25 protein-coding genes are annotated in these 25,989 nt (G+C 69.7%); 10 read left to right on the top strand and 15 right to left on the bottom strand.

The genetic code is table 11. The features are described from left to right. On the top strand, positions 1 to 882 hold the full coding sequence (locus tag ASD66_RS10645) for a MaoC/PaaZ C-terminal domain-containing protein (protein WP_056890918.1): 882 nt from the start codon (positions 1 to 3) through the stop codon (positions 880 to 882). A 54-nt stretch (positions 883 to 936) separates the two neighbouring features. On the opposite strand, the gene ASD66_RS10640 is transcribed toward ASD66_RS10645, so the two are convergent. The 3 genes from ASD66_RS10640 to ASD66_RS10630 all read right to left on the bottom strand — a co-directional run bounded on the left by ASD66_RS10640 (position 937) and on the right by ASD66_RS10630 (position 4,092). Further along, a complete protein-coding gene (locus ASD66_RS10640; RefSeq protein ID WP_056890917.1) occupies positions 937 to 2,163 on the bottom strand; it encodes a M23 family metallopeptidase in 1,227 nt (408 codons plus the stop codon). 134 nt (positions 2,164 to 2,297) lie between these two features. Next, the gene (locus ASD66_RS10635) at positions 2,298 to 3,167 is read right to left on the bottom strand and encodes an acyl-CoA thioesterase (RefSeq protein WP_056890916.1); all 870 of its coding nucleotides are present in this window, start codon (positions 3,165 to 3,167) and stop codon (positions 2,298 to 2,300) included. Positions 3,168 to 3,180: 13 nt separating this feature from the next. Further along, on the bottom strand, positions 3,181 to 4,092 hold the full coding sequence (locus tag ASD66_RS10630; protein WP_235530046.1) for a PAC2 family protein: 912 nt from the start codon (positions 4,090 to 4,092) through the stop codon (positions 3,181 to 3,183). A gap of 222 nt (positions 4,093 to 4,314) precedes the next feature. On the opposite strand from ASD66_RS10630, the gene ASD66_RS10625 reads away from it, so the two are divergent. The 3 genes from ASD66_RS10625 (at position 4,315) to ASD66_RS10615 (ending at position 6,748) form a co-directional block, all read left to right on the top strand. Further along, positions 4,315 to 4,842 (top strand): SigE family RNA polymerase sigma factor, encoded by a 528-nt coding sequence (locus ASD66_RS10625; RefSeq protein ID WP_056677141.1) that lies wholly within the window; start codon positions 4,315 to 4,317, stop codon positions 4,840 to 4,842. Beyond that, a complete protein-coding gene (locus ASD66_RS10620) occupies positions 4,839 to 5,963 on the top strand; it encodes a hypothetical protein (protein ID WP_056890915.1) in 1,125 nt (374 codons plus the stop codon). The genes ASD66_RS10625 and ASD66_RS10620 overlap by 4 nt, the downstream gene beginning before the upstream one ends. An 89-nt stretch (positions 5,964 to 6,052) precedes the next feature. Beyond that, on the top strand, positions 6,053 to 6,748 hold the full coding sequence (locus ASD66_RS10615) for a L,D-transpeptidase family protein (protein ID WP_056891434.1): 696 nt from the start codon (positions 6,053 to 6,055) through the stop codon (positions 6,746 to 6,748). Positions 6,749 to 6,825: 77 nt separating this feature from the next. Here ASD66_RS10615 and ASD66_RS10610 read toward each other — a convergent pair whose 3' ends face one another. From ASD66_RS10610 to dxs, 3 genes are read right to left on the bottom strand one after another with little or no spacing between them, the layout of a single operon-like run. Next, complete coding sequence (locus tag ASD66_RS10610; RefSeq protein WP_056890914.1) at positions 6,826 to 8,328, bottom strand: amino acid permease; 1,503 nt, start codon at positions 8,326 to 8,328, stop codon at positions 6,826 to 6,828. Between the two features lie 54 nt (positions 8,329 to 8,382). Then, on the bottom strand, positions 8,383 to 9,654 hold the full coding sequence (locus ASD66_RS10605; protein WP_056890913.1) for a hypothetical protein: 1,272 nt from the start codon (positions 9,652 to 9,654) through the stop codon (positions 8,383 to 8,385). Continuing rightward, a complete protein-coding gene (dxs, locus tag ASD66_RS10600) occupies positions 9,635 to 11,539 on the bottom strand; it encodes a 1-deoxy-D-xylulose-5-phosphate synthase (protein WP_056677131.1) in 1,905 nt (634 codons plus the stop codon). Before dxs ends, ASD66_RS10605 begins: the two co-directional genes overlap by 20 nt. 182 nt (positions 11,540 to 11,721) lie before the next feature. Between dxs and ASD66_RS10595 the strand changes: the two genes are divergently transcribed. Next, positions 11,722 to 12,807 (top strand): hypothetical protein, encoded by a 1,086-nt coding sequence (locus tag ASD66_RS10595; RefSeq protein WP_056890912.1) that lies wholly within the window; start codon positions 11,722 to 11,724, stop codon positions 12,805 to 12,807. Between the two features lie 28 nt (positions 12,808 to 12,835). Here ASD66_RS10595 and ASD66_RS10590 read toward each other — a convergent pair whose 3' ends face one another. The 6 genes from ASD66_RS10590 to ASD66_RS10565 all read right to left on the bottom strand — a co-directional run bounded on the left by ASD66_RS10590 (position 12,836) and on the right by ASD66_RS10565 (position 16,241). Then, positions 12,836 to 13,771 (bottom strand): SMP-30/gluconolactonase/LRE family protein, encoded by a 936-nt coding sequence (locus ASD66_RS10590; protein WP_056890911.1) that lies wholly within the window; start codon positions 13,769 to 13,771, stop codon positions 12,836 to 12,838. Next, positions 13,768 to 14,214 (bottom strand): NUDIX domain-containing protein, encoded by a 447-nt coding sequence (locus ASD66_RS10585; RefSeq protein WP_056677123.1) that lies wholly within the window; start codon positions 14,212 to 14,214, stop codon positions 13,768 to 13,770. The genes ASD66_RS10590 and ASD66_RS10585 overlap by 4 nt, the downstream gene beginning before the upstream one ends. A gap of 47 nt (positions 14,215 to 14,261) precedes the next feature. Beyond that, positions 14,262 to 14,633, bottom strand: coding sequence for a hypothetical protein (locus ASD66_RS10580; RefSeq protein ID WP_056677122.1), 372 nt, complete (start codon positions 14,631 to 14,633; stop codon positions 14,262 to 14,264). A gap of 76 nt (positions 14,634 to 14,709) precedes the next feature. Continuing rightward, positions 14,710 to 15,330, bottom strand: a complete 621-nt coding sequence (locus ASD66_RS10575) for a DUF3105 domain-containing protein (protein WP_056890910.1) — start codon at positions 15,328 to 15,330, stop codon at positions 14,710 to 14,712. Beyond that, positions 15,330 to 15,635 (bottom strand): MTH1187 family thiamine-binding protein, encoded by a 306-nt coding sequence (locus ASD66_RS10570; protein WP_056677119.1) that lies wholly within the window; start codon positions 15,633 to 15,635, stop codon positions 15,330 to 15,332. Before ASD66_RS10570 ends, ASD66_RS10575 begins: the two co-directional genes overlap by 1 nt. 9 nt (positions 15,636 to 15,644) lie before the next feature. Then, the gene (locus ASD66_RS10565; protein ID WP_200949996.1) at positions 15,645 to 16,241 is read right to left on the bottom strand and encodes a GNAT family N-acetyltransferase; all 597 of its coding nucleotides are present in this window, start codon (positions 16,239 to 16,241) and stop codon (positions 15,645 to 15,647) included. A gap of 105 nt (positions 16,242 to 16,346) precedes the next feature. Between ASD66_RS10565 and ASD66_RS10560 the strand changes: the two genes are divergently transcribed. From ASD66_RS10560 to ASD66_RS10540, 5 genes are all read left to right on the top strand, one after another. Further along, entirely contained in the window at positions 16,347 to 16,583 is a 237-nt protein-coding gene (locus tag ASD66_RS10560) for a hypothetical protein (protein WP_056890909.1), read from the top strand. Continuing rightward, positions 16,580 to 17,539 (top strand): hypothetical protein, encoded by a 960-nt coding sequence (locus ASD66_RS10555; RefSeq protein ID WP_056890908.1) that lies wholly within the window; start codon positions 16,580 to 16,582, stop codon positions 17,537 to 17,539. Before ASD66_RS10560 ends, ASD66_RS10555 begins: the two co-directional genes overlap by 4 nt. 57 nt (positions 17,540 to 17,596) lie before the next feature. Next, positions 17,597 to 18,283: an SDR family NAD(P)-dependent oxidoreductase gene (locus ASD66_RS10550; RefSeq protein WP_056891432.1), complete on the top strand. Its 687-nt coding sequence runs from the start codon at positions 17,597 to 17,599 to the stop codon at positions 18,281 to 18,283. After that, positions 18,280 to 19,314, top strand: a complete 1,035-nt coding sequence (locus tag ASD66_RS10545; RefSeq protein WP_056890907.1) for an S-adenosylmethionine:tRNA ribosyltransferase-isomerase — start codon at positions 18,280 to 18,282, stop codon at positions 19,312 to 19,314. The genes ASD66_RS10550 and ASD66_RS10545 overlap by 4 nt, the downstream gene beginning before the upstream one ends. Before the next feature lie 70 nt (positions 19,315 to 19,384). After that, a complete protein-coding gene (locus tag ASD66_RS10540) occupies positions 19,385 to 19,690 on the top strand; it encodes a hypothetical protein (RefSeq protein WP_056890906.1) in 306 nt (101 codons plus the stop codon). 75 nt (positions 19,691 to 19,765) lie between these two features. On the opposite strand, the gene ASD66_RS10535 is transcribed toward ASD66_RS10540, so the two are convergent. From ASD66_RS10535 to ASD66_RS10525, 3 genes are all read right to left on the bottom strand, one after another. Further along, positions 19,766 to 22,582, bottom strand: a complete 2,817-nt coding sequence (locus tag ASD66_RS10535) for an aconitate hydratase (RefSeq protein ID WP_056890905.1) — start codon at positions 22,580 to 22,582, stop codon at positions 19,766 to 19,768. Between the two features lie 166 nt (positions 22,583 to 22,748). After that, positions 22,749 to 23,903: a class I SAM-dependent RNA methyltransferase gene (locus ASD66_RS10530; RefSeq protein WP_056890904.1), complete on the bottom strand. Its 1,155-nt coding sequence runs from the start codon at positions 23,901 to 23,903 to the stop codon at positions 22,749 to 22,751. Between the two features lie 2 nt (positions 23,904 to 23,905). Continuing rightward, positions 23,906 to 25,969 (bottom strand): APC family permease, encoded by a 2,064-nt coding sequence (locus ASD66_RS10525; RefSeq protein ID WP_414858573.1) that lies wholly within the window; start codon positions 25,967 to 25,969, stop codon positions 23,906 to 23,908. Between the last annotated feature and the right edge of the window lie 20 nt (positions 25,970 to 25,989).

Genomic DNA, 25,989 nt, shown 5'->3' with positions numbered 1-25,989 from the left:
ATGGCCACCGAAGTGCGCACGCTCAGCGGCTCCGGCGGCGGCGTGGCCGGCCTGCTCAAGGCGGCGCTGCCGACCCTGCCCGTGGTCAACCAGCTCCCCGGCGTCAAGAAGACCGGGCGCGACCTGCCCGACCTCGCCGTACGCCGCGAGGACGTGCTGATCGAGCGCGACCAGGTCTCGGCGTACGCAGCGGTCTGTGGGTTCCCCACCAAGGATACCGTGCCGGTGCCCTACCTTCACATGGTCGCGTTCCCGCTGCACATGGCGATCATGACCGACCAGGCGTTCCCGTTCCCCGCGATCGGCACCGTGCACCTCGAGAACCGCATCCTCTCCCACCGGCCGGTGGCCATCGGCGAGACGGTGTCGGCGGTGGCGAAGGCCGAGAACCTCCGCACCCACAGCAAGGGCCGGGTCTTCGACATGAACGTCACCGTCGAGGCCGACGGCGAGACCGTGTGGGAGAGCACCTCGACGTACCTCCGCATCGGCAAGGGCGACAAGGAGAACGGCGAGAGGGGCACGGAGTTCGCCCCGGTCACCGACGGTGCGGCCACCTGGCGGCTCGGCGGCGACCTCGGCCGCCGCTACGCCGCGGTGTCGGGTGACAGCAACCCGATCCACCTCTACCCGCTGACCGCCAAGGCCTTCGGCTTCCCGCGGCACATCGCCCACGGCATGTGGACCAAGGCGCGGGCGATCGCCGCGATCGAGAACAAGCTGCCGTCGGCCGTGCAGATCGAGGTCGGCTTCAAGAAGCCGATCTTCCTGCCCGGCACCGTGACCTTCGGCGCCCGGCCCAACGATCACGGGCTCGACTTCGCGGTCAACAGCGCCAAGTCCGGCGCACCGCACCTCCTGGGGCGCACCACCGCACTCTGAAGCACGAGGAGAGGGGACGGAACCGCATGGCGGTTCCGTCCCCTCTTGCGTTGCTCAGCGTCGGTTGCCGAACCGCACCGTGGTCAGTGAACGCGCCTTCGCCGTCGTGGCGCTGGTGGCGAAGCGTTGGGTGAAGGTCGCGGTGGTCGGCGTCCAGACGCCCAGGTCCGTGCGACCGTCGCCGTCCCAGTCCCCCGCCATCGGCAGGTCTCCGGGCGAACCGAACCGGATCGTCCCGAGCCAGACCGTGCCCTCCTCGTCGACCTTGCGCAACGTGAACGTGGACGTGGTCTGGTCGTAGACGCCGAGGTCGCTCGCGCCGTCACCGTCCCAGTCGCCGATCACCGGCAGGTCGTTCGCGTCGCCCAGGCGCACACTCCTGGTCACGCCCGTCGCGGAGCGCATGAGGAACGTCGAGGTCGACGGTCGGCGCAGGCCGACCTCCCAGGCTCCGTCACCGTCCCAGTCGCCGGCGACCGGCTTGTCCGTGGTCGCGCCGTAGACGATCGAGGTGCGCCTGGTGCCGATCTGGAGGCTGAAGGTGCGCGTCGCGGGCGACCACACGCCCGGGTTCGCGACGCCGTTGCCCTCCCAGTCACCAACCACGGGCTCGTCGGTGGAGGTGCCGAGTCGCTTGACCAGCGTGCTTCCGTCGGGCCTGCGGATGCGGTACTCGGCGACGGTGTTGCGGCGGTAGACACTCAGGGCCGCCGTACGCCGGCTCAGCCACTTCGCGGCCACCGGGACGTCGACACAGTTCGCCGAGGTCGGGGAGCTCCCGAACACGAACTTGACGCCGTGCAGGTACGGCGCCACGACGGTGCGCGACGTGCGCTCCTCGAAGTGCAGGTGGGGTCCGGTGGAGTTGCCCGTCGAGCCGACGGTGCCGATCTGCATGCCCTGGTCGACCCGCTGGCCGACCTTCACCGCGACGGTCTGCATGTGCGCGTAGAGCGAGTCCGTGCCGTTGCCGTGGTCGATGACGACATAACGGCCGTAGCCGCTGTTGTCGACCGTGTCGGCGGTCGTGACCACGCCCGGGGCACTCGCCACCACGGGATCCCCGACGTCGTCGACCCGGTTCCAGTCGATGGCCTTGCTGCTGGGGCTGTGGTTGGCACGCGTGGTGCCCTTCCACACCTGACCGCACGGGAAGGGCATCTCGTAGTCGGTGGCGGCCACGGCGGAGGTCGCGCCACCGGGCACCATCACCAGGGCCGCGGCGAACAGGCCACCGACCGCCGTCGTCCTGACAGCCGTCGCCATCCCGGGCAGATGCATTTCGGTGACCTTCCGCGAAGTGAGCGTGGCTGGTCACAGAGATCACAAGAGCAACATCAGGTGTCCCCAGCCACAGGAGCGCTCAAAGATAACCGGCGTACGGCGTGTCTGTCTCGAACTACATCGTTGTAATGCTATTGGGGCTCGCCGTGGTAGCGGATCAGGCCCTCCTGGGCGACCGTCGCCACCAGCTCACCGGACTCGGTGAACACCCGGGCCAGCGCCAGCCCGCGGCCTCCCGAGGCCGACGGCGAGTGCTGGTCGTAGAGCCACCACTCGTCAGCCCGGAACGGCCGGTGGAACCAGATCGTGTGGTCGAGGGAGGCGACCTGCATGCCCGGCGAGCTGACGTACTTGTCGTGCGGGATCAGGGCCGCCCCGATCAGGGTCATGTCGCTGGCGTAGGTGAACGCGGCCCGGTGCACGAGCGGGTCGTCGGAGAGTTCTCCCCCGATGCGGACCCACAACTGCGCCCGCGCCGGTCGGCTGTCGTCGTCGACGACTCCGCCGACCCTGGTGTTGCCGATGTAGCGCACGTCGATGGCAGCCCACTCGCGCTCCCACTCCTCGCGGTGGCCGACCCCCTGCGTCGTGAACATCTCTGCCAGTCGGCGGCCGTGTTCGGGACCGGGCACGTCGGGCATGGCGTCCTGGTGCTCGAGCCCCTCCTCCTCGACCTGGAAGTTGACCGACATGAGGTAGATCGGGCGCCCGTGCTGGCGACCGACCACACGTCGCGTGGCGAACGAACGACCGTCGCGGAGGTTCTCCACGTCATACACGATCGGAACTGCGGTGTCGCCGGGGCGCAGGAAGTAGGAGTGCAGCGAGTGGGCACTGAACCCCTCCGGCACGGTGCGGGCACCGGCGATCAACGCCTGGGCGGCAACCTGGCCGCCGAAGACACGCTGCAGCTCGGTCTCGGGCTGGCGCCCGCGGAACAGGTTGACGTCGATGGTCTCGATGTCGAGGAGCTCACTGAGCTCCTCCGCGGATCTGGGCACCGGCGCTCCTGGGTCAGTTGGTGGGTTCGGGGCCCTCGAGGCCCGCGAGGAACTGTTCGAACTGCGCGCCGATCTCGTCTCCGCTCGGGAGCTCTCCGTCCTCGGCCAGCAGGCTCTGCCCGGCCTCCTCGGAACGGGCGAACGCGTCGTACTGCTGCTCCAGGCCGGCCACGATCTCCGCCACCTCGGGGTTCTCCTCGAGGTAGGTCGTGATCTCACTGGCCTTCTCCTCGGCCGCCACCTTGAGCGCGTCGAGGTCGAAGGAGAGGCCCGTCGACTCCTCCACGCCTTCCAGGAGCCGCTGGGCGGCCAACGGGTAGTCGAACTGCGCGAGGTAGTGCGGCACGTGCGCGACGTACCCGGTCATGTCGTGGCCGTGCTCTGCGAGGCGCAGCTCCAGCAGCGCCTGGGCCGAGGCCGGGACACGGATCTCGCCGAGCCACGGGTTGCGCCGCATCATCAGCTCGGTGCGGTTGGCGTGCTGGGTGATCGCGAGCGGGCGCGAGTGCGGCGCGGCCATCGGCACCGACCCCATCGCGACGACCAGGTCGACGTCGAACCGCTCGACCACCACACGCACCGCCTCGGCGAACCCCTCCCACCGGGTGTCGGGCTCGGGACCGCTGAGCAGCAGGTAGGGCTGGTCGACGGCGTCGCGCATCAGCCGGACCACCAGCCGCGGGGCGTCGTAGTCCTCGTAGTGGTCGCGCACGAACGTGACCGCCGGACGGCGGGCCCGGTAGTCGTGGAACACGTCCACGTCGAACGTCGCCACCACAGGGCCGGACGAGTGGCTGCCCAGGTGGTCGGAGGCGACCACACTTCCGTTGCCGGCGTCGAGGAATCCGTGGAGGGCCAGCAGCATGGGCAGGCGGACGCCGGGTTCGAGATCGGGCACCTCGTCCACAACGTGTACGAAATTCACGGTTTTCCTTCCCACATCAGCGGTCTTCACGGAGCCTAGTGCCGCAACCCCTCATGCGGGTCATGTGTTCCCCGATCCGCACGTGCCCAGTGCCACACGTCACGCCACGAGTCCGGTCGCCGAATCTGACGAGAAGCGTGCCGAACCATTCTCGCGGCCCGCCTCGTCTGTAAGGGTGTGCCGGACACCAGCACCGGGCCGGCACATGACGAAAGGACCCTCGTGAGCAAGCGAGACAAGGCGTTCGCCGAGTTCGCGCAGTCGCGCGGCGCGGCCCTCCACCGGGCGGCCTACCTGATGGTCGGTGACTCCCAGCTGGCCCAGGACCTGGTGCAGGAGGCGCTCACCAAGACGTACGTCGCGTGGCCGCGCCTGCGCGACACGTCGCGTGCCGAGGCGTACACCCGCAAGGCGATCACCACCACGGCGATCACCTGGTTCCGGCGCAAGGGCTGGAACAACGAGAGACCCACCGACGTGTTGCACGACCGGCGCGACGACGGCGACTCCCACGCGATCACCGACCGGTTGGCGATCTGGCAGGAGGTGCAGGCCTTGCCGCCACGGCAACGCGCCGCACTCGTGCTGCGCTACTACGAGGACCTCACCGAAGCACAGACCGCCGAGGCGATGTCGTGTGCGATCGGCACGGTCAAGAGCCAGGTGTCCGCCGGGCTCCGCAAGCTACGGGAACGACTGGGCAACGACATCGAGCTGGTGTCGCCCGAGGAAGCGGTGATGACCCGATGACGGAAGAACTGAAGACCATGATGACCCGACAGGCCGACGAGCTCGAGCCCTTCTCCCCCGACATCGACGCGATCACCGGGGCCGGTCGGCGGCGTCTCCGGAGTCGTCGCTTCGGCGCGGCGGGCGCGGGTGTGGCCGTCGTGCTCGCGGTGGGGCTCGGCGTGCCGCAGCTCGTGGGCGGCGGCTCGCCGGACGACTCGCGGGACACCAACGTCGCGGTCACCGAGTCGGCCCCGTCCACGTGGGCGCAGGGCTCGGTGATCCACGTCGGTGACGCCACCGTCGACGTGGGACACCCGGTCCACTCGTTCGTCGTGACCACGGCGGGGTTCGTGAGCACCGACCCGGACGGCAAGGTCTGGTCCACGGTCGACGGCAGCACCGTCCAGGTGGGCAGCCAGGTCGAGAGCTACGGACGCCAGCTCGTCGCCGACGGCCAGAGCGCCGGCTGGATCGAGTTCATCGACGGCAAGGCGGCCCGGTTCGTGTTCCTGGACCAGTCGACGGGCTCGACGGTGGTCAACACCGACGGCACGGTGCCGGGGATGGGCCCGTTCGACTCGGGCAAGAAGCTGACCGCCGAGCTGTTCGCCCTGGACGACGACGACGCGTACCTGCGCGACACCCGTGGTCTGGTGCGCTTCGACATCGCCGAGGGAACGTCGACGGTGCTTGCCGGGCCCGGCACCGACCTGACGATCAACGACGCCGAGCAGGGCCAGGTCCTGCACTTCTTCCAGGGCAACAGCGGCTTCGGGTCGACGGTCTCCAGCACCGACGTCACCGACCGGGAGCCGACCCTGGCGGTGAGTGGCGGAGACCTCTCCCCCACAGGCCGCTACGTGATGAGTGAGAACAGTGCACGGAACAACGACGACTTCACGCTCGTGGAGGTCGCGACGGGCACCGACTTCACGGCCACCGCGAAGAAGGACTACCAGTTCTTCACCGGGTACGCCTGGGTCGACGACACGTCCTACATGGCGCTGGCCCTGACGGAGCAGGGCAGGTCCGCCCGGGTGGACCTGCTGGCGTGCGAGGTCACGACGCGCGCCTGCGAGGTGACGGTCTCCGACCTCGACGAGAAGGGACTGGCGCTCCCGATCGGGGAGAACCTCTGATCCAGGCAACCTTTTGGCTGCTGAGTGCGTCACAAGGGGTGTCCGGCGAGAAGCCGGGCAACCCCTTCGACGTCTCCGGGAGTACGCACATGAAGCAGCTCTTCGCCGTACTGGCACTCGTTGTCCTGGCCGGCTTCGTCGGTCCGACGCCCGCCTCCAGCGGCGCTGCCCTGACCGCCACGGAGCGCGCCCAACGCCAGCTCAACTCGCTCGGCTGCAACGCCGGCCCCGTGGACGGCAACGCCGGCAGCTGGACGAAGTCAGCAGTGGTCCGTTTCCAGTCGCGGCACGGCCTGGCCCAGACCGGCACCCTGAACCCGGCCACCAGGACCCGGCTGTACGCCGACAATGCCCGACGGTGCGACGTACGACCGGTTCCCGCACGCTCGGGCACGGGGCGCCGCATCGTGATCAGCCAGGCGCAGAACTGGGTCTGGCTGGTCGGTCCGGCCGGCCGCACCATCGCCCAGGGCGGCATGATCGACAACGCGGGTGAGCTGGCCCGCGGCTCCTACGGCACCGGCTCCTACTGCGGGCGCGCGGCCCGCGTCCGGTTGAACCGGAGCGGCTCGGTCTGGCTCGACAACTTCGTCCGGTTCGCGCCGTGTGGCTTCGGCTTCCACCAGATCCCCCGGTCGATGTCGAGCGGCGCGCAGATCCACGCCGACTGGCTGCTCGGCACCAACATGGCGGCCTCGCACGGCTGCATCCGGCTCAGCCGGGCGATGTCGTTCAAGGTCTGGGACTTCACCGCTGCCGGCCGTACACCGGTGCGCGTGGTCTGACCCCTGACGCACGACGCGCCCCGGTCCGCAGGTGTGCGGGCCGGGGCGCGTTCGTGGGTCTCGGACTGGATCCGGTCTCAGAGGTTCTCAGGTGCCGGGACCGGCGCCGTCTCGCCCTTCGCGACACGGCTGTTGCGGGCGCCGTACGCGAAGTAGACGACCAGGCCGATCAGCATCCAGACCCCGAACCGGACCCACGTGCCGCCGGTCAGGTTGAGCATCAGGTAGAGGCAGAGCAGCACGGCCAGGGTGGCCACGACAGTCACCGCCGGCGTGCGGAAGGCACGCGGCAGGTCGGGCCGCTGGCGACGGAGCACGACCACACCGATGCTGACCAGGATGAACGCGAACAGCGTGCCGATGCTGACCAGATGGCCCAGCGTCTCGAAGGACACGAAGCCGGACATGCCGGCCACCAGGACGCCGGTGATCATCGTGACGCGGTACGGCGTGCCGTAGGTCGGGTGCACCTTGGCCAGTCCCTGGGGCAGCAGCCCGTCGCGGGCCATCGCGAACGCGACCCGGGTCTGGCCCAGCATCAGGATCAGCACGACGACGGTGAGGCCGATGCAAGCACCGACCGCGATCAGGTCGCCCATCCACGACATGTCGACCGCGTCGAAGGCGGTCGCGAGGGGTGCAGCGTCCTTCGGGTCGATCTCGGTGTAGGGCTGCATGCCGGTGATCACCAGGCTGACCGCGATGTAGAGCCCGGTCACGATGGCGAGCGAGCCGAGGATGCCGATCGGCACGTCGCGCTGCGGGTTCTTGGTCTCCTCCGCGGTGGTGGCCACGACGTCGAAGCCGATGAAGGCGAAGAACACGATCGAGGCACCGGCGATCATGCCGGCCACCCCGAAGACGGCCGGCTCGAGGTTGAACACGCTGGTCACCAGCGGCAGGTCCATGAAGCCGCCCTTGCTGTCACCGGGGTCCTGGGACGCCGGGATGAACGGCGTGTAGTTCGAGACCTTGATGAAGCCGATGCCGACGATGATCACCGCGGCCACCACGACCAGCTTGATGGCCACGACCACCTGGTTGATCCGGCTGGACAGCTTGATGCCCATGATCAGCACCCAGGCCACCAGCAGCGAGATGACCACGGCGGGCAGGTTGACCACGCCGGCGTCGGCGCTGGCGATCTGCTCCGGGATCGCGAACGGGGTGTCGGACAGGACGTTCTGGAGGTAGCCCGAGAAGCCGACCGCCAGCGCGGAGGCCCCGACCGTGAACTCCAGCACGAGGTCCCAGCCGATGATCCAGGCGACCAGCTCCCCCAGCGTGGCGTAGGAGAACGTGTAGGCGCTGCCGGCGACCGGCACGGTCGAGGCGAACTCGGCGTAGCAGAGTGCGGCGAGCGCGCAGGCGACACCTGCGATCAGGAACGAGAGCGCGATCGCCGGGCCGGCGTTCGACGCGGCCACCTGCCCCGTGTAGACGAAGATGCCCGCGCCGATGATGACGCCGACACCGAAAACCACGAGGTCAAGGGCACCGAGATTCTTCTTGAGCCGGTGCTCGGGTTCGTCTGTTTCGGCGATCGACTGCTCGACGGACTTGGTACGGAAGACGTTCATGCGGACAAACTATGCGGTGACGGGCGTCACGTCGATTTTGACAGCCGCAGCGGGTCAGCCGAACGTGCTGACGATCTTCTGGCCGGCTCCCCTGGCCAACTCGTGGGAGTCGATGCCGAGCACGGAGCGGAGCACGGCGTCCTGGCCGGCCTCGGCGGTGCCGTTGCCGTGGCGCATCGCGTCGAAGAGTCGCCACAGCGCCTCCTCGCCGTACGTCGCCGCGATGTACTCGCAGGCGTACCACGCGATTCCGTAGTTGGCCCCGGACTCCGCACCGTTGAACGTGGCGTCGGTGGGCAGGGCTTCCAGGCCGCGGCCAGCCGCGTCGACTGCCTCACGCGAGATCATCCGGTCATAGGTGGCGATCGGTTGCACCGAGACGTATTCGGCGATCCCCTCGGAGAGCCAGGTCGGCACCGAGTCGTCGCGTCGCCCGATGGCCACGTGCGTCAGCTCGTGCCGGATCAGCCGGTCACGGGTGGCGTCGTTGCGGTAGATCATGCGCGGATGCAGCATGAACCGCGTGCCGGCCAGCTTGCGCGACCCCGGGCCGGCGCGCACGGGGAAGGCGACACCGTCGAGACGGTCCGGATCGCCGCCGGGCAGGTTGTCGAGCTCGCGGAGCACGTCGATGTCGGAGAGGGCGTAGACCACGACCTTGCCGGACCACTTCAACGGGACCTCCTGGTCGACCACCGCGATGCCGTCCTCGACCGAGTCCATGATCTGGTAGGCCGCGTCGACGCTGTCCGGGTCGAAGATCCCGAGCACGTGGGGTGTCGACTCCACTTCGATCCGGCCGAGGTCCCAGGGCGCCGGGTCGACGTTGTTCTGCTTCTCCCAGGCACGATCGCGGACGGCGGTGAGCACGAGGCGCCCGTCGTCGGTGTGCCGGAACGAGTAGTGCGCCGGTGTCTCGACCGGCACCGCGTCGAACCCCTCGAGCTCGAGGCTCAGGGCGACGGTTGCCCGGAGCCTGCCCCCGGACGCGTTCGTGACGCCGCCGGCCGGCAGCGCGTAGGCGAAGCGCTCGAGCGGCAGCTCCCGCAGGTTGTCGAAGTAGCGGGACTGCGTGCGCTGGAACGCCTTGCGCCCCGGGTCGACGTCGGCCAGGAACGCCGAACGGTCGCCGGCGTCGACTGCGGCAGCGCGACGGTGCAGCAGCTGCTTGATCTGGGTGACCTGGTCGGCGACCTGCTCGGTCGCTCCGCCCGGCTCCGGTTCGTCCCCTCCCGAGGAACATGCGGCCAGTCCCGCGAACAGGACGACCACCGTGATGATCTGCGCGATTCCCTCCCGGAACGCGCTAGAGACTCCGGTCCGCATCGACCAATGCCCTGCCATGAGTGACCGCGGTGATGTCTTCGACGATCCCGAGGGCCAGCGCCTGTGGAGTGAGACCTATGCGTTCGAGGATCGCGGTGCGCTTCGCATGGTCGAGGAACTCCTGCGGGATGCCGCGCAGCCGGAACGGGGTCTCCACACCGGCGTCGTTGAGCGTCTGCAGCAACACCGCACCGCATCCGCCCACCACACCGTTGTCCTCCACGCTGACGACGAGCCGGTGCTCCCGGGCCAGCTCGACGATCGCCGGATCGACCGGCTTGACCCAGCGTGGGTCGACGACGGTGACGCCGATCCCCTGTGCCACAAGGCGATCCGCAACCTCGACGGCCGTCGCGCACATGGAGCCGACGGCGACGATCAAGACGTCCCTGGTGCCGTTGCGGATCAGGATGTCGGCCCCGCCGGCCCTGCCCACGGCGGGGATGTCATCGGGTGGCGGGCCCTTCGGGAACCGCACCACGGTGGGTGCATCGGTAACCTCGATCGCCTCGTTCAGCAGGTCGCGAAGCCTGGCAGCGTCACGCGGTGCGGCCAGGCGCAGGCCGGGCACCACCTGCAGGATCGACATGTCCCACATGCCGTTGTGGCTGGCGCCGTCGTCGCCGGTGACACCGGAGCGGTCGAGCACGAACGTCACGCCGCACTTGTGCAGCGCGACGTCCATCAGCACCTGGTCGAAGGCCCGGTTGAGGAAGGTCGCGTAGAGCGCCACCACCGGGTGCAGGCCGCCCATGGCCAGGCCCGCAGCAGAGGTCGCGGCGTGCTGCTCCGCGATGCCGACGTCGAAGGTGCGCTCGGGGAAGCGGTCGGCGAAGTGGTGCAGCCCGACCGGGTGCATCATCGCCGCCGTGATCGCGACGACCTCCTTGTGGCGCGCGCCGATCTCGACGATCTCGTCGGCGAACACGTCGGTCCAGATGCGGCCCTTGGGGCGCTCCTCGCCGGACTCGATGTCGAAGGGGCCGGGTGAGTGGAACTGGTCGGCCTCGTGCTGCTCCGCCGCGTCGTAGCCGTAGCCCTTGCGGGTCAGGGCATGGACGATGACCGGTCCGCCGAAGCGCTTGGCCTGGCTCAGTGCCTGTTCCATTGCCGTGAGGTCGTGGCCGTCGACCGGACCGACGTACTTCAGGCCGAGGTCCTCGAAGAGGCCCTGCGGGGCGAGGGCGTCCTTCATCCCCTTCTTGATCGCGTGCAGGGCGTCGTACGCCGCGGGGCCGACGCCGGGGACCGCGGTGAGTCGGCGCTTGACCTGGTCGAGCACGGCCTCGTAGCGGGGGTTGGTGCGCAGCGAGGTCAGCGCGGTGGCCAGCCCGCCGATGGTGGGCGTGTAGGAACGCTCGTTGTCGTTGACCACGATCACCAGACGACTGCTCCTGGCGATCGCGATGTTGTTCAGCGCCTCCCAGGCCATGCCTCCGGTCAGGGCGCCGTCACCGATCACGGCGACCACGTGACGGTTGTCGCCGCGGATCGCGTAGGCCTTGGCCAACCCGTCGGCGTACGAGAGGGCCGTGGAGGCATGGGAGTTCTCGACGATGTCGTGGTCGGACTCGGACTGGCTGGGGTAGCCCGAGAGGCCACCCTCCTGGCGCAGGGTGTCGAACCGCGGGTGACGACCGGTCAGCAGCTTGTGCACGTAGGTCTGGTGCCCGGTGTCGAAGACGATGCGGTCGCGCGGGGACTCGAAGACCCGGTGGATCGCCATGGTCAGCTCGACCACACCGAGGTTGGGGCCGAGGTGGCCCCCGGTGCGGGAGCAGACGCCGACGAGCGTGTCCCGGATCTCCGAGGCCAGCTGCTCGAGCTGTTCGGGAGTGAGGGCACGCAGGTCACTCGGGGTCGTGATCGACTCCAGGTATCCCATGCGGGGGTCCTTACGTCTGTCGGCGATGTGGGCGCGGCACCCGGTTGACCGGGGTGCCCCAACGAGTCTAGTCGTGTGCCGTCCCAGGTGTGAGTCGGTCGGACTCGGGTAGTTTGACCCGGCCGGGGTCGGCGCCCATGACCCACCGACCCCACCGACGCCCGCGGACTCTCGGAGGAACCATGCAGAAGCACACCCTGGGCCTGATCGCCGGCGGCACCGGACTCGCCGTCGTGGGTGGCGGCGTGCTGGCAGTCGTGCTGCTCACCGGCTCAGGTGGTGTCGACGCGGCCCTCGAGGTGCTGCCCGCGGACACGACCAACCTCACGTACGTCGACCGGGACGGGTTCGCGGAGCGGGCGGGTGTCGACGACATCGGGCACGACGCGTCGGAGAAGGACCTCGACCGCTACTTCGAGGCGACCAGGGACAGCGCGGCTGCGACACCCCTGTCCCGATACCTCGTCCCGATGAAGGACGCCGCGATCAACGAGTTCGACGTCGACTGGTACGTCGTCGGGCGCAACAACGACGACGGCTACGGGAACGTCTACCGACTCGACGACGACGTCGACTTCGGCGACCTCGGTGACGACCTCGAGGACGCCGGCTACGACAAGGACGAGGTCTCCGGACACCCCCGCTACACCGCCGACATGGCCGTCGTGGACACCGCGACGGGCATGATCGGCGGGCGCTACCCGCAGGACCTGCGCGACGTGACCTTGCTCGAGGACGAGCACCTGATGGTCGCCACGGGCAGCCCCGAGGAGTTCATCGAGGTGATCGACGGTGACGCCGACTCGCTCTCCGACAGCGACGACGTCGCTGACCTGCTCGACCAGGCCGACCCCCCGGAGTTCGCCGAGATCTCGGTCGGTGACGGGGTCCGGTGCGGCCCCGGGCTCGGTCGCAACCTGCCCCCCGAGCAGTTGGAGCAGGCCGCCAAGGAGTCAGGGACGGACGGGCTGGGTCACCCCGAGGCCACCGGCATCTTCGTCGTGGCGGACGGCGACGACGCGACCGCGGTCTCCACCCTGGTCTTCGGCTCGGACGAGGACGCGGAGGACGACGCGGACGCCCGCAAGGACTGGCTGGAGCACGGCACGGATCCGTTCAGCCTGCGGCCGAACACGGACTACTTCGATCTCGACTCGGTCTCCGCCGACGGGAGCGTCGTGGTCGTCGAGGGCGACTACGAGAACGGCGCCGCAACGGCGGTCCAGATGGCCGCCCAGGGTTCCGGCCCGGGAGCCTGTTCCGGCTGAGCCTCAGGTCGGGCCGCCCCGCGTCCGGTCAGAGGTCGACGAACGCCACCGCGGGCTCGTGCAGGCTGCCCAGCCAGACCCGGCCGTCGTGCTCGCGGACCCCGGTGACCATGTGGAAGTCCGGCGTCTCCACGTCCACGTCGTGCACCAGCGCTCCGCTGTCGTCGTACGCCTGCACCCGCACGGTGCGCTTCGGCTTGGGCTGCAGCGCCTCGGGCAGTCTCGTCGCCGCGCGACGCAGCATCATCGGCCCGGTCTGCAGTCGCTCGACCAGAGGGTCCGTCGGTGAGGCGATGGTGACCCAGATCAGGCCGTCGCTGCCTCGGGCGATGTTGTCGGGGTAGCCGGGCAGGTCCTGCACCAGGAAGTCGCGCTGCCCGGCCCGCTCCCCCGTCAGCCAGTGGCGTACGACGGTGCGCGCGCCGGTCTCCGCGACCGCGACGAACGACCCGTCGCCGGCCAGGGCGACGCCGTTGGCGAAGGCGAGACCGTCGAGCACCACCTCGAGCGCACCGTCCGCGGAAAGTCGCAGCAGCCGGCCGGTGCGGGTGTCCCGGACGAAGTCGTCCTTCCACCGTTCGACGCCGAAGAGCGTCGAGCTGTCGGAGAACCAGATGTCGCCGTCGGTCGCGACCGCCGCGTTGTTGCAGAAGACGAACGGGAGCCCCTCGACCGAGTCGGCCAGGGTCTCGAGCCCGCCGGTGCGCGGGTCGACCCGCAACAGCCCGGCGTGCGCGTCGCAGACCAGCAGCCGACCGTCGGGCAGCAGCTCGATGCCCAGGGGCCGGCCGCCGGTGTCGGCGACGCGGGTGATCTGCCTGCCGTCGTGGGAGATCCGGAAGATCATGCCGTCCTCGGTGCCGGTGAACACGGCTCCCTCGTCCGGACCGGTGGTGCCGACGACGACGTCCTCGGCGCCCGGGCCCGGAACCTGGATCACAGTGATGCTCGTTGGGGTGCTCATGCGGGCTCCTTCGCCGCGGCGGCCAGACGCGCGTGGTCGGGTGAGGCCAGGAAGTCGGGCAGGGACAGGGACGTGGCCGCGGTGAGGGGAAGCTCCGGCACGCGGTCGGGGTCTACGAAGACGATGCGGCGGCCCTCGGCGCAGGTGATGTCGTCGTCGGTCAGCGTGGTGGCGCCGACGAACAGGTGCATGACGTCGTCGCTGGCGGTCGCGGAGTGGAACACCTCGACGTCACGCCAGAGCGCGATGTCGGCGGCGCCGAGCTGGACGCCGGTCTCCTCGTCGAACTCCCGCAGCGCGCCGGCGAGAGGCTCCTCGTCGCCCTCCATGCCCCCGCCCGGGAAGCCCCAGCACTCCGGGTCGATCACCGGATGCTCGTCGCGCTCCTGCATCAGGATCCAGCCGCGGGCATCGACCAACAGGACGCTCGAGAACTCAGTCATGCAGGCGAGGCTACTGGCCGGTGTGGACCCGACATCGCAGCGATCGGTCACAGGCGGGCCACGAACCGCCTGCCCCGCAGGGCGTCCTCCACGAGCGCCACCTCGCGGCGCAGGCGCATCAGTCGCGCGGACTCGCGGTGCCAGGTCTCGATGGCGGCCTCGACGACGTCGACGTCAGCGACGTCGCGGAGCTCGGCACGGGCCTCACTCAGCCCCCTGTCGCAGGCCAGCTGCGCTCCCGCGACATGGAGTACGGCGAAGCGGGCGAGCACGACGATGTGGCGACGCAACGTCGGGTAGCCGCGGTATTCGGGCGGGGAGATGTCGAGCAGCCAGTTCTCCGCGCTGCGCTCCCAGAGTGGGGCATCGGGCGGCCGGACCCGGGTCGGCCAACCCGGTGGTGGAACGTGTGCGGCCATGCGACCAGACTACGCCTGTTCGATCACATGTTCGAACGAGTCGCGATGGTTGTGCAGGTCGGTTGCGTCACGTCGATCAGGCGCCGGTGCCGTCGTCCTCGAACTTCTCGACGCCGCCGTGGCAGCTCGCCATCGGCTCGGGCGACGTGCTGCCGTCGCCGTACTGCTCGAGGAAGAGGGCCAGCCGCGGGTCGTCGACGCCGTCGAGGGCCAGCTGGGCGTTCCAGACGGTCACCACCACGGCCGCCTCCTGCTCGTCGTACGGCGACAGGATGCCCTCGTCAGGCAGCGCGTCCTCGAGCTGGCCGACCTCGTCGTCGGAGAGGTCGGACGTGTAGGTGATCCAGACCGTGCCGTGCTCGAGCGCGTGCACGGCGTTCTCCTCACGCACCTCCCGGTCGTAGACCCCGCACTCGAGCCAGACCTGGTCGTGGGGGCCACCGATCGGCGGCGACTCGTCGTAGTCGATCTCGCCGGTCTCGTGGATCAGCCCCTCGGCCTTGAACGTCTTCACCGCCGAGAGGTTCGCGGACTCCTCCTCGAAGTCCTCGTCGTGGACGCCGTTCGCCGGTCCCATCACCCCGGCGAGGTCGTCACCGGACGCAGAGGAGTCGTCGGCCACGACCAGCGGGACCGCGACGGCGCCGAAGACCACCAGCACGGCCACGATCGCGGCCAGCAGCAGGCGGGCAGCCATCACTGGCCCTCGGCCAGGGCCCGCTCGACCCGCTCCACCTTGGCGGTGAGCTGGCCGTCGTAGCCGGGACGAATGTCGGCCTTGAGGACCAGCCCGACCCGCGGGGACACCTCGGCAACGACGTCTACGGCCCGCTTGACCACGGCCATCACCTCGTCCCACTCCCCCTCGATGTTGGTGAACATCGCATTGGTCTCGTTGGGCAGGCCGGACTCGCGGACCACGCGAACGGCGGCGGCGACGGCCTCGGCCACGCCACCCGTCTCGTCGCCGGTCGTCGGGGAGATGCTGAACGCCACGATCATGGCGTCAACCTACCCGTCCACCCCGGAACCAATCCCCAGCGCTGCCTCGACGTCGGCCAGGTGCTGGCCGCGCAGCCCGACGCAGTCGAGCTCCCAGAAGGCGTCGCAGTAGACCAACCGTCCACTCATCCACGGCTCGAAGGCGGCCAGGGTCACCACCTGACAGGCCGGCTGCGGGATCCGCGTCGACGGGCGCTCGAAGCCGCGCTCGCCGGCGGGCTCGAAGCCGAGGCGGCCGTAGTAGCCCGGATCGCCCTCGAGGAAGACCGCAGCCTCCCCCGCGGCCTGTGCCTGCTCCACCGCAGCGTGCACGAGAGCGCGGCCGACGCCGGCACGTTGCGCGGCCGGGTCCACGGAGAGCGGGCTGAGCACTGTCACCGGGGCCAACCGCTCAGCGGCGTCGACCCAGCCGCGACTCAGCAGCACATGGCCCACCACGGCACCTCCGCGCTCGGCGGCCAGCTCGTGCACGACCCTGCCGCTGGCGTGCAGCAGGTCGACCAGCTCCGCGATCAGCGGCCCCTCGTCACCGAAGGCGGCCGCCGCCACCCGGCGCACGGCGTCGCGGTCGGCCTGCTGCACCGGTCGGATCTCGATCTGCTCCACGCGTCTCTCCCAGGGGACTCCAGGCCGGCCAACGGTCGTCCTACCGCACTCCGGTCCGCCCACCGAGTACCGTGAGCGGGCTCGTCAGCGAAGGAGAGGACCTCGATGGCACCGACCGATGTCACCGCACTGGCCGAACGTCTCGGCATCAGCGCGGAACGAATTGCCGGCCTCAGCGTATGCACCCAGGCAGACGTGACGCACCTGGATTCCCTGGTGGCGGCTGCCTTCACGGCCGAGCACGAGGCGGTCGAGTCCGGCCTGCGGGCCACCCTCGGCGCGGTCCCACGTCCCCTGCGTGGCCGGGCGAAGGCACTGCTGTTCCCGGAGGACGACGCATGACATCGCTGGCCAACCGCGTGGAGATCATCAAGCTCGCGCACGCACTCGACGTACCGGACACGGATCTCGCGATCCTGGCGCCCGTCCCGGCGGACGACATCCGCACCGTTCGCCAGTCGCTGGGCGAGGCGATCTTCGCGCAGCACGAGCCGCGGTTCCGCCGGATCGCCAAACTGGCCTCGATGGTGCCACCCCAGCTGAGCGCCCGCATCGCGCAGATGGCGCTCTCACCGTTGCTCGGTGCCCGCGTCGCCGCGGTCATGGACCCGGCCCTGGCAGTCAAGCTGGCCGGCAGCCTGAAGACCACCTACCTCGCAGACCTGAGCAAGGCGCTGGACCCGGTGCGGGCCGAGCCGATCCTGAGCCGCATCGAGGCCGATCTCATCGTCGAGGTGGGCCGACTCCTGGTCGAGCGCAAGGAGTACGTCGCGCTGGGCCGGTTCGTGTCGGTGATCGAGCCTGACACCGCGCTCAGGGTGATCGACTCGGCGACCGGGCGCGACCTGCTGCAGGTGGCCCTGTTCGCCGAGGACCCTGTCGCCCTCGACGAGCTGGTCCGTCGCATCGACGACGAACGCCTGGTCGACGCGATCCGTGCAGCAGACGAGGACGGCCTGTACGACGATGCGGTGACCCTGATCGCGTCCGTCTCCCCGTCCAGCCGCGCCCGCCTGGTCCCACTGATCACGGCCCTGGACCAGAGCGGCCTCGACGCCTTCGCGACGTCGCTGCACTCCTACGACGCCTGGCCCGCGGCGCTCCCCGCACTCGCCGGCCTGGACGACGCAGCACTGGCGGCGCTGGCCAACTGTTCCGCGACGCTCACCCCTGGCATGCTTCCGCGCATGGTCGAGGTGGCCCGCGAGCTCGAGCTGGGTACCCTCGTCGACCGACTGGCGACGGTTCTCGACGCCGACCACCGGAAGGCAGCAGGCAAGGCCTTGACTTCAAGTTAACTTCAACTTGCAGGCTTGTGGAGTCCGATCAACTCGATCAAGGAGACCACGAGCACCATGCCTGTCGCACTCATCACCGGAGCCTCACTCGGCCTGGGACACGCCCTGGCCCGGGAACTCTCGGAACAGGGCTGGACCCTGGTCCTCGACGCCCGGCACGCCGCCGCACTCGAGGCCGCCACGCACTCCCTGGCCGGCACGGGACACGTCGCCGTGGCCGGTGACGTGGCGGACCCGCGCCACCGCACCGCCCTCGTCGAGGCAGTCGAGGCGGCCGGTGGACTCGACCTGCTGGTCAACAACGCCAGCACCCTCGGCGCGAGCCCGCTCCCCCGGTTCACCGACCTCGAGGAGGCCACGTTCGCCCACGTGCTCGAGGTCAACCTCGTCGCACCGCTGGCCCTCACCCGGGGCCTCCTTCCCACTCTGCGCGCCCGCCGTGGAACGGTCGTGAACATCACCTCCGACGCCGCCGTCGAGGCCTACGAGGGCTGGGGCGGCTACGGCAGCGCGAAGGCCGGGCTCGAGCACGCGAGCCGGATCCTGGCCGCCGAGGAACCGGACCTGCGCGTGCTGACCGTCGATCCCGGAGACATGCGCACCGCCATGCACCAAGCGGCGTTCCCCGGCGAGGACATCAGTGACCGGCCCCTCCCCGACTCCGTGGCACCCCGACTGGTGAGCCTGGTCCTCGGGGATGCACCCAGCGGCCGCCACCAGCTCGCCCTGGAGGTGCCGGCATGAGCGCGCAGCCCACCGAGCGTTTCCACGTGCCGAACAGCCACGAGGCCGCCGTACCTCCGGAGCTGCGTGGCCTGGCCCGCGACGCCGTACGGCTGGCGGAGGTCACCCGTGACGGCGTACGACACCTGAAGGCCGGGGCCCTCCCGGACCTGCTGCACCCCGGCGACCTCCTCGTCGTCAACACGAGTGCCACCCTCCCGGCCGCGGTCGACTTCCGGCGTCGCGGGCATGAGGCCGTGCTGCACGTCTCCACCGAGCTCGACGACGGGACGTGGGTGGTCGAGGTCCGACGCCCGGACCAGTCCGGCCCCGATCTGGTCTGTGCAGGTGAGACGTTGAAGCTGCCCGGCGGGATCCGGCTGCAGCTGGTGGCACCCCATCCCGACGGTCAGTCGCGTCTGTGGCGCGCCGCGCCCACGCCCACGGTGGGCAGGGTGGACTACCTGTGGGAGCAAGGTCGGCCGATCCGCTACCCCTACGTCGAAGGTGCGTGGCCGCTGTCGATGCTGCAGAACTCGTACGCCGAGCAGCCCGGGAGCGCCGAGATGCCGAGCGCCGGCCGGCCGCTGACCGCGGAGGTCCTGGTGCGCCTGATGGCCCACGGAGTCGCGGTGGCGCCGATCGTCCTGCACACGGGGGTGTCGAGCCAGGAGACCCACGAGCCGCCCCAGCCGGAGCGGTTCGTGGTGCCCGAGGCGACCGCGCGACTGGTGAACAGCACCCGCTCGGTCGGGCGCCGCGTCGTCGCGGTGGGCACGACGGTCGTCCGGGCGCTCGAGACCGCGGGTTCGTCGGGTCGGGTGGTGCCCACCGACGGCTGGACCGACCTCGTGCTCGGGCCGCAGCGACCTGCCCGCGTGGTCGACGGACTGCTCAGCGGGTTGCACGAGCCCGAGGCCAGCCACCTCGACCTGCTCGAGGCGGTCGCCGGCCGACCCCTCGTCGACGCGGGCTACGCCGCGATCACCGCTCCCGGCGCACCCCGCTATCTCTGGCACGAGTTCGGCGACGTGATGCTGCTGCTCCCCTGAGGGCGGCCACTCGTCGGGTGAGCAAGTGCGGCCGAGCGGCGGAGCCCCTCCCCGGCGTACGGTCGGCCACATGGATGCCGACGACGTCGCCGAGTTCGTCGAGTCGCTGCCGCGGTGCCGCCGCAAGGGCACCGCGGCACGACCGGCGTGGTACGTCGACAACCGGCTCGTGGTTCGACTCGAGGACCGGACCACCCTGACCATCCGGTGCGCGCCGGCATTGCGCGAGGAGCTGACCGCCGCGCACCCGGAGACGTTCGGCGTGCCGCCCGCGATGGAGGCGCACCACAAGGTGCAGGCCTCGTTGGCGCACGGCAACGACGAGGCGCTGCGTCGCGCCCTCGCGGCCGCGCACCGCATGCAGCGCAAGGCCTGAGCGACAGCAAATGCAGCGACCCGTCGTGAGTTCTCCCGGTAGGGGCGAACTCACGACGGGTCGATGGGTCAGAGGTCAGGCCTTGAGCAGGTTCCGCAGGACGTACTGCATGATGCCGCCGTTGCGGTAGTAGTTCGCCTCACCGGGGGTGTCGATACGGACCACGGCGTCGAACTCGACACTCTGCCCGTCATCCTTGGCGGCCTTCACCTTGACCGACTTCGGCGTGGTGCCGTCGTTGAGCGCGGTGATGCCGGAGATCGCGAACGTCTCGTCACCGGTCAGGCCCAGGGACTCGGCGTTCTGGCCCTCGGGGTACTGCAGCGGGATGACGCCCATGCCGATCAGGTTCGAGCGGTGGATCCGCTCGTAGGACTCGGCGATGACCGCCTTCACACCGAGCAGCGAGGTGCCCTTGGCCGCCCAGTCACGCGACGAGCCGGAGCCGTACTCCTTGCCGGCCAGGACGACCAGCGGGACGCCTGCCGCGATGTACTTCTCCGACGCCTCGAACACCGTGGTGACCGGCGTGCCGTCGGCGAGCAGGTCGCGGGTGAAGCCACCCTCGGTGCCCGGGGCCATCTGGTTGCGCAGGCGGATGTTGGCGAAGGTGCCGCGGATCATGACCTCGTGGTTGCCTCGGCGCGAGCCGTAGGAGTTGAAGTCACGCGACTCGACGCCGTGCTCGGCGAGGTACTTGCCCGCGGGCGAGTCCTTCTTGATCGCACCGGCCGGGCTGATGTGGTCGGTGGTAACCGAGTCGCCCAGCTTGAGCAGCACGCGGGCACCCTCGATGTCGGTGACCGGGGTCGGCTCGTCGGGCATGCCGTCGAAGTACGGCGCCTTGCGGACGTAGGTGCTGTCCTCGCCCCACGCGAAGGTCTTGCCCTCGGGGGTGGGCAGCGAGCGCCACCGCTCGTCACCGGCGAACACGTCGTCGTAGCTGTCGAACATGTCAGCGGTCAGGGCACTGGCGATGGTCTCCTCGACCTCGGACGGCGAGGGCCAGATGTCCTTGAGGAACACGTCGTTGCCGTCGGCGTCCTGTCCGAGCGGGTCGGTGAACAGGTCGACGTCCATCGAGCCGGCAAGCGCGTAGGCCACGACCAGCGGCGGGGACGCCAGGTAGTTCATCTTGATGTCCGGGTTGATCCGGCCCTCGAAGTTGCGGTTGCCCGAGAGCACCGAGACGACCGAGAGGTCGTTCTCGTTGACCGCGGCGGAGACCTCGGGGATCAGCGGACCGGAGTTGCCGATGCAGGTGGTGCAGCCGTAGCCGACGAGGTTGAAGCCCAGCTTGTCGAGGTACGGCGTCAGGCCGGCCTTCTCGTAGTAGTCGGAGACCACCTTCGAGCCGGGGGCCAGCGTCGTCTTGACCCACGGCTTGCGCTGCAGGCCCTTCTCGACGGCCTTCTTGGCCAGCAGCGCCGCGCCGATCATCACCGACGGGTTGGACGTGTTCGTGCACGACGTGATGGCGGCGATGGTGACCGCACCGTGGTCGAGGGTGAACTTCGTGCCGTCGGCCAGCGTGACGTCGATCGGGTCGCTCGGGCGGCCACCGTCCCTCGGTGCGGCCGAGAGGTGGTTGCTGGGAGCCTCCGAGCCGTTGGTGCCGTGGTACGCCGGGGCGTCCGAGGCCGGGAAGGACTCGGCCGAGGCCTCGTCGTACCCCTTCTCGTCCTCGTCGACGTAGTCGGCGAGCGACGCACGGAACGACTGCTTGGCGTCGGTGACCTGGATGCGGTCCTGGGGCCGCTTCGGGCCGGCGATCGACGGGACGACCGTCGACACGTCGAGCTCGAGCCGCTCGGAGAAGCGCGGCTCGGCCGACGGGTCGTGCCAGAGGCCCTGCTCCTTGGCGTAGGCCTCGACGAGCGCGAGCTGCTCCTCGGTGCGGCCGGTGAGGCGCAGGTAGTTGACGGTCTCCTCGTCGATCGGGAAGACCGCGATCGTGGAGCCGAACTCGGGGCTCATGTTGCCGATCGTGGCGCGGTTGGCCAGTGGCAGCGCCGAGACGCCCTCGCCGTAGAACTCCACGAACTTGCCGACGACGCCGTGCTTGCGCAGCATCTCGGTGATGGTGAGCACCAGGTCGGTGGCGGTGGTGCCCTCGGGCAGCTCGCCGGAGAGCTTGAAGCCGACCACGCGCGGGATCAGCATGGAGACGGGCTGGCCGAGCATGGCCGCCTCGGCCTCGATGCCGCCGACGCCCCAGCCGACGACGCCGATGCCGTTGACCATGGTGGTGTGGGAGTCGGTGCCGACGCAGGTGTCGGGGTAGGCCTGCAGCACGCCGTCGACCTCACGCGTGAACGCGACGCGGGCGAGGTGCTCGATGTTGACCTGGTGGACGATGCCGGTGCCCGGGGGGACGACCTTGAAGTCGTCGAAGGCGCCCTGGCCCCAGCGCAGGAACTGGTAGCGCTCGCGGTTGCGCTCGTACTCGATCTCGACGTTCTTCTCGAACGCACCGGGGGTGCCGAAGACGTCGGCGATGACGGAGTGGTCGATGACCATCTCGGCCGGCGCGAGCGGGTTGATCTTCGACGGGTCTCCGCCGAGGTCGGCCATCGCCTCACGCATCGTGGCGAGGTCGACGACGCAGGGAACGCCGGTGAAGTCCTGCATGATCACGCGCGCCGGCGTGAACTGGATCTCCTTGGACGGGTCGGCGTCCGCGTCCCAGCCGGCGAGCGCCTTGATGTCGTCGGCGGTGATGTCCGCGCCGTCCTCGGTGCGAAGCAGGTTCTCGAGCAGCACCTTGAGGCTGAACGGGAGCGAGTCCACGTCCAGGCCGTCACCGGTGACCGCGTCGAGGCGGAAGATCTCGTAGGACTTCCCGTCCACGTCCAGGGTGCTCTTGGCACCGAAGCTGTCCTGACTGGCCATCAGCCACATCTCCTCAGAAGTCTTTGGTTCACTCGCGCCCATCTTGCCGCCGTGCGCAACCCCCTGGGAAGAAAGGGTTGCCTAACCACGACGTCGAGGCCGAATGCAATGTCTCTTGATGTCAAGATACATGACGTCAAGCGGAAGATCCAGCAGAAACGCCCACTCAGCGGACGAACAGCGCGACGCACTCCACGTGGTGCGTCATCGGGAAGAGGTCGAAGGCGCGCAGCTTCTCCATGCGGTAGCCGGCCTCGACGAACGTCGCGGCGTCACGGGCCAGTGAGGCCGGGTCGCAGGCGACGTAGGCCACCGCACGCGGGGCCCTGTCCACGATCTGCAGGACCACCTTGCGACGCGCGCCCTCACGCGGCGGGTCGAGGACGACGACGTCGAACGGCTCGTCGTACGTCGTGGCCAGCACGCGGTCGACCGTGCCGACCCCGACGACGGCCTTGCGGTGCTCGGCGAGGTTGTCGCGCGCGTGGCCGCAGGCCTGCTTGTTGCCCTCGATGGCGACGACCCGGCCGACCTCCCCCACCCGCTCCGCGAGGAACCGGGCGAACAGCCCGACGCCGGAGTAGAGGTCGAGCGCCTTCTCGCCGGGCTGCGGGTCGAGGTAGTCCAGGACCACGTCGACCAGCTTCTCGGGAGCCCCGGGGTGCACCTGCCAGAACCCGTCTGCGGCCACCGCGAACTCGCGTCCGTGCACGGACTCGATCACGGGGGCGCTGCCCGAGACGCTCGTGTCGATCGCACCGGGCGCGGCGATCAAGCAGGTCTCGATCGGTACGACGCCGTGGGAACGGTGCTTGCGCATGCCCCTGCGTCCGTCGGGCGTGGCGGCGTACTCGACGCGGGTGCGCCACTCCAGGCCGGCCTTGTCGCCGGGCACCTGCTCCACGACGACGTCGACGTCCATGTGGGCCAGCCGGCGGAACTGCTCCTGCACGACCCGCGCCTTCAGCGCCCGCTGCTCACCGGGCGTGACGTGCTGGAAGTCGCAGCCGCCGCACAGACCCGGACCGGCGACGGGACACGGTGGGGTCACGCGCTTCGGGGACGGCGTCGCGACCGAGACCGCATCGCCGCGCCAGAACCGGTCGCCCTCGGTGCCCTCGGTGATCTCGACGGTCACCACCTCGTCGGGCAACGCGTGGCGAACGAAGACGACGCGGGTCTCCCCCTCGGTGCTCCCGGCGACCGGGATGCGGGCGACACAGTGGCCGCCGTGGGCGATCGGCCCGACGGTCACCTCGTGCCGCTCACCGACGTGCGAGGCGCCCTTGGCCTGTCGTGCTCGTGTGTTGCGGGGAGACATGGCTAGTCCTGTCGGTCGGTGTGGGGGCCGCGCGGGTTGCGCGTCGTGGACCCGATCGCGCCCCGGCGTACGTCGCCGGCCCTGGTGCGGGTCAGGTCACGCTGCTCACGCTCGAGGGCCACCACCGAGGAGCGGAGCTGGTAGGGCACCGACGTCACCATCACGCCGGGCGTGAAGAGCAGGCGACCCTTGAGGCGCAGGGCCGTCTGGTTGTGCAGCAGCTGCTCCCACCAACGGCCGACGACGTACTCGGGGATGTAGACCGCCACGACGCCGCGCGGGTTGGCCCGCCGGATCTCGATGGCGTAGTCGACGATCGGCTTCACGAGCTCGCGGTACGGCGAGTAGAGCACCTTCAGGGGCACGTCGATGCCGCGCTCGTCCCACTCGGCGAGGAGCTTGTCGGTCGCCTTGGTGTCGGTGCCGACGTACACCGCCTCGAGGACGTTGGGCCGGGTCGCCTTGGCGAACGCCAGCGCCCGCAGGGTCGGCTTGTGCAGCTTCGAGGCCAGCACGATCGCGTGCACCCGGGTCGGCAGGATCTTGTCCTGGTCGTCGGCGGCGAGCTCCTCCTCGACCAGGTCGTAGTGCTTGCGGATCGCCTTCATCAGGATGAAGAAGACGACCATCGCCAGGATCGTGATCCAGGCACCCTGCAGGAACTTGGTGATCAGCACGACGACGAGCACCGCGCCGGTCATCGCCAGGCCGATGGTGTTGATGATCCGCGACTGCTGCATCTTGCGCCGCGCGGCGGCGTCGGTCTCGGTCAACAGGTGGCGGGTCCAGTGCCGGATCATGCCGAGCTGGCTCAGCGTGAACGACACGAAGACGCCCACGATGTAGAGCTGGATCAGCCGGGTCACCTGGGCGTCGAAGGCCCAGATCAGGATCATCGCCACGACGGCCAGGAACACGATGCCGTTGCTGTAGGCCAGCCGGTCGCCACGGGAGCCGAGTGCCCGGGGGGCGAGGCCGTCGCGGGCGAGGATCGATCCCAGCACCGGGAAGCCGTTGAACGCCGTGTTGGCGGCGAGCACCAGCACGATGCCGGTCATCGTCACCACGAAGTAGAAGCCCGGTGAGAAGTTGTCGAAGACGGCACGGGCGATCTGGGCGATCACGGTGTGCTGGTCGTAGTCGGCCGGAAGGGCCTTGCCGTCGGCGGTGCTCAGCCGGTCGAGGTCGTGCGGGTCGACGTACTTCAGCCCCATCTCACGGGCCAGTAGGATCACGCTGAGCATCATCGTGATCGCGATCATGCCCAGCATCAGCAGCGTCGTCGCCGCGTTCTGCGACTTCGGCCTGCGGAACGCGGGCACGCCGTTGGAGATCGCCTCGACACCGGTCAGCGCCGCACAACCGGAGGAGAACGCCCGGGCCAGCAGGAACACCAGCGCCACCGTGGTCAGCTGCCCCTCGTAGCCCGAGGACTCGGTGATCCGCAGGTCGGCGCTCTCCACCTGCGGGAGGTCGCCGATGACGAAGCGGAGCAGGCCGTAGGCACACATGCCGAGGATGGCCAGCATGAAGGCGTACGTCGGGATCGCGAACAGCGTGCCCGACTCGCGGATCCCGCGCAGGTTCAGGGCGGTGAGGATCACGACGAGCACCACGGCCGCCGTGGCCTCGTGGCCCGACAGCACGGGGAACGCCGAGGCGGCGTACTGCGCGCCGGAGGAGATCGACACCGCCACGGTGAGCACGTAGTCGACCAGCAGCGCGGCCGCCACGGTCACCCCGGCGTTGCGGCCGAGGTTCTCGGTGGCGACCTCGTAGTCGCCGCCACCACTGGGGTAGGCGTGCACGGTCTGCCGGTACGACGCGACCACGGCGATCATCACCAGGGCGACGGCCAGCCCGATCTTCCATGACCACGTGTACGCCGTGGCGCCGGCCAGCGAGAGCATGATGAAGATCTCGTCCGGCGCGTAGGCCACCGACGACAACGCGTCGCTGGCGAACACGGGCAGGGCAACACGCTTGGGCAGCAGGGTCTCACCCAACTGCGAGCTGCGGAGCTTGCGGCCCAGCAGGATCCGTTTGGAAACGTCACCGACACCCACGAGCGAACAGGCTAGCCCCA

Source organism: Nocardioides sp. Root151, assembly GCF_001427925.1.
In the GTDB taxonomy this organism is placed as follows: domain Bacteria; phylum Actinomycetota; class Actinomycetes; order Propionibacteriales; family Nocardioidaceae; genus Nocardioides.
This window is presented reverse-complemented; position numbering and strand designations above follow the sequence as displayed.

What these genes read in the sequence shown, in the direction of transcription:
- ASD66_RS10585 (WP_056677123.1), bottom strand. Translation starts at nt 14,214, where the DNA reads ATGACTGAGTTCTCGAGCGTCCTGTTGGTCGATGCCCGCGGCTGGATC.
- ASD66_RS10540 (WP_056890906.1), top strand. Translation starts at nt 19,385, where the DNA reads ATGGATGCCGACGACGTCGCCGAGTTCGTCGAGTCGCTGCCGCGGTGC.
- ASD66_RS10545 (WP_056890907.1), top strand. Translation starts at nt 18,280, where the DNA reads ATGAGCGCGCAGCCCACCGAGCGTTTCCACGTGCCGAACAGCCACGAG.
- ASD66_RS10645 (WP_056890918.1), top strand. Translation starts at nt 1, where the DNA reads ATGGCCACCGAAGTGCGCACGCTCAGCGGCTCCGGCGGCGGCGTGGCC.
- ASD66_RS10530 (WP_056890904.1), bottom strand. Translation starts at nt 23,903, where the DNA reads ATGTCTCCCCGCAACACACGAGCACGACAGGCCAAGGGCGCCTCGCAC.
- ASD66_RS10580 (WP_056677122.1), bottom strand. Translation starts at nt 14,633, where the DNA reads ATGGCCGCACACGTTCCACCACCGGGTTGGCCGACCCGGGTCCGGCCG.
- ASD66_RS10610 (WP_056890914.1), bottom strand. Translation starts at nt 8,328, where the DNA reads ATGAACGTCTTCCGTACCAAGTCCGTCGAGCAGTCGATCGCCGAAACA.
- ASD66_RS10615 (WP_056891434.1), top strand. Translation starts at nt 6,053, where the DNA reads ATGAAGCAGCTCTTCGCCGTACTGGCACTCGTTGTCCTGGCCGGCTTC.
- ASD66_RS10590 (WP_056890911.1), bottom strand. Translation starts at nt 13,771, where the DNA reads ATGAGCACCCCAACGAGCATCACTGTGATCCAGGTTCCGGGCCCGGGC.
- ASD66_RS10640 (WP_056890917.1), bottom strand. Translation starts at nt 2,163, where the DNA reads ATGCATCTGCCCGGGATGGCGACGGCTGTCAGGACGACGGCGGTCGGT.
- ASD66_RS10605 (WP_056890913.1), bottom strand. Translation starts at nt 9,654, where the DNA reads ATGCGGACCGGAGTCTCTAGCGCGTTCCGGGAGGGAATCGCGCAGATC.
- ASD66_RS10570 (WP_056677119.1), bottom strand. Translation starts at nt 15,635, where the DNA reads ATGATCGTGGCGTTCAGCATCTCCCCGACGACCGGCGACGAGACGGGT.
- ASD66_RS10555 (WP_056890908.1), top strand. Translation starts at nt 16,580, where the DNA reads ATGACATCGCTGGCCAACCGCGTGGAGATCATCAAGCTCGCGCACGCA.
- dxs (WP_056677131.1), bottom strand. Translation starts at nt 11,539, where the DNA reads ATGGGATACCTGGAGTCGATCACGACCCCGAGTGACCTGCGTGCCCTC.
- ASD66_RS10620 (WP_056890915.1), top strand. Translation starts at nt 4,839, where the DNA reads ATGACGGAAGAACTGAAGACCATGATGACCCGACAGGCCGACGAGCTC.
- ASD66_RS10575 (WP_056890910.1), bottom strand. Translation starts at nt 15,330, where the DNA reads ATGGCTGCCCGCCTGCTGCTGGCCGCGATCGTGGCCGTGCTGGTGGTC.
- ASD66_RS10550 (WP_056891432.1), top strand. Translation starts at nt 17,597, where the DNA reads ATGCCTGTCGCACTCATCACCGGAGCCTCACTCGGCCTGGGACACGCC.
- ASD66_RS10560 (WP_056890909.1), top strand. Translation starts at nt 16,347, where the DNA reads ATGGCACCGACCGATGTCACCGCACTGGCCGAACGTCTCGGCATCAGC.
- ASD66_RS10535 (WP_056890905.1), bottom strand. Translation starts at nt 22,582, where the DNA reads ATGGCCAGTCAGGACAGCTTCGGTGCCAAGAGCACCCTGGACGTGGAC.
- ASD66_RS10595 (WP_056890912.1), top strand. Translation starts at nt 11,722, where the DNA reads ATGCAGAAGCACACCCTGGGCCTGATCGCCGGCGGCACCGGACTCGCC.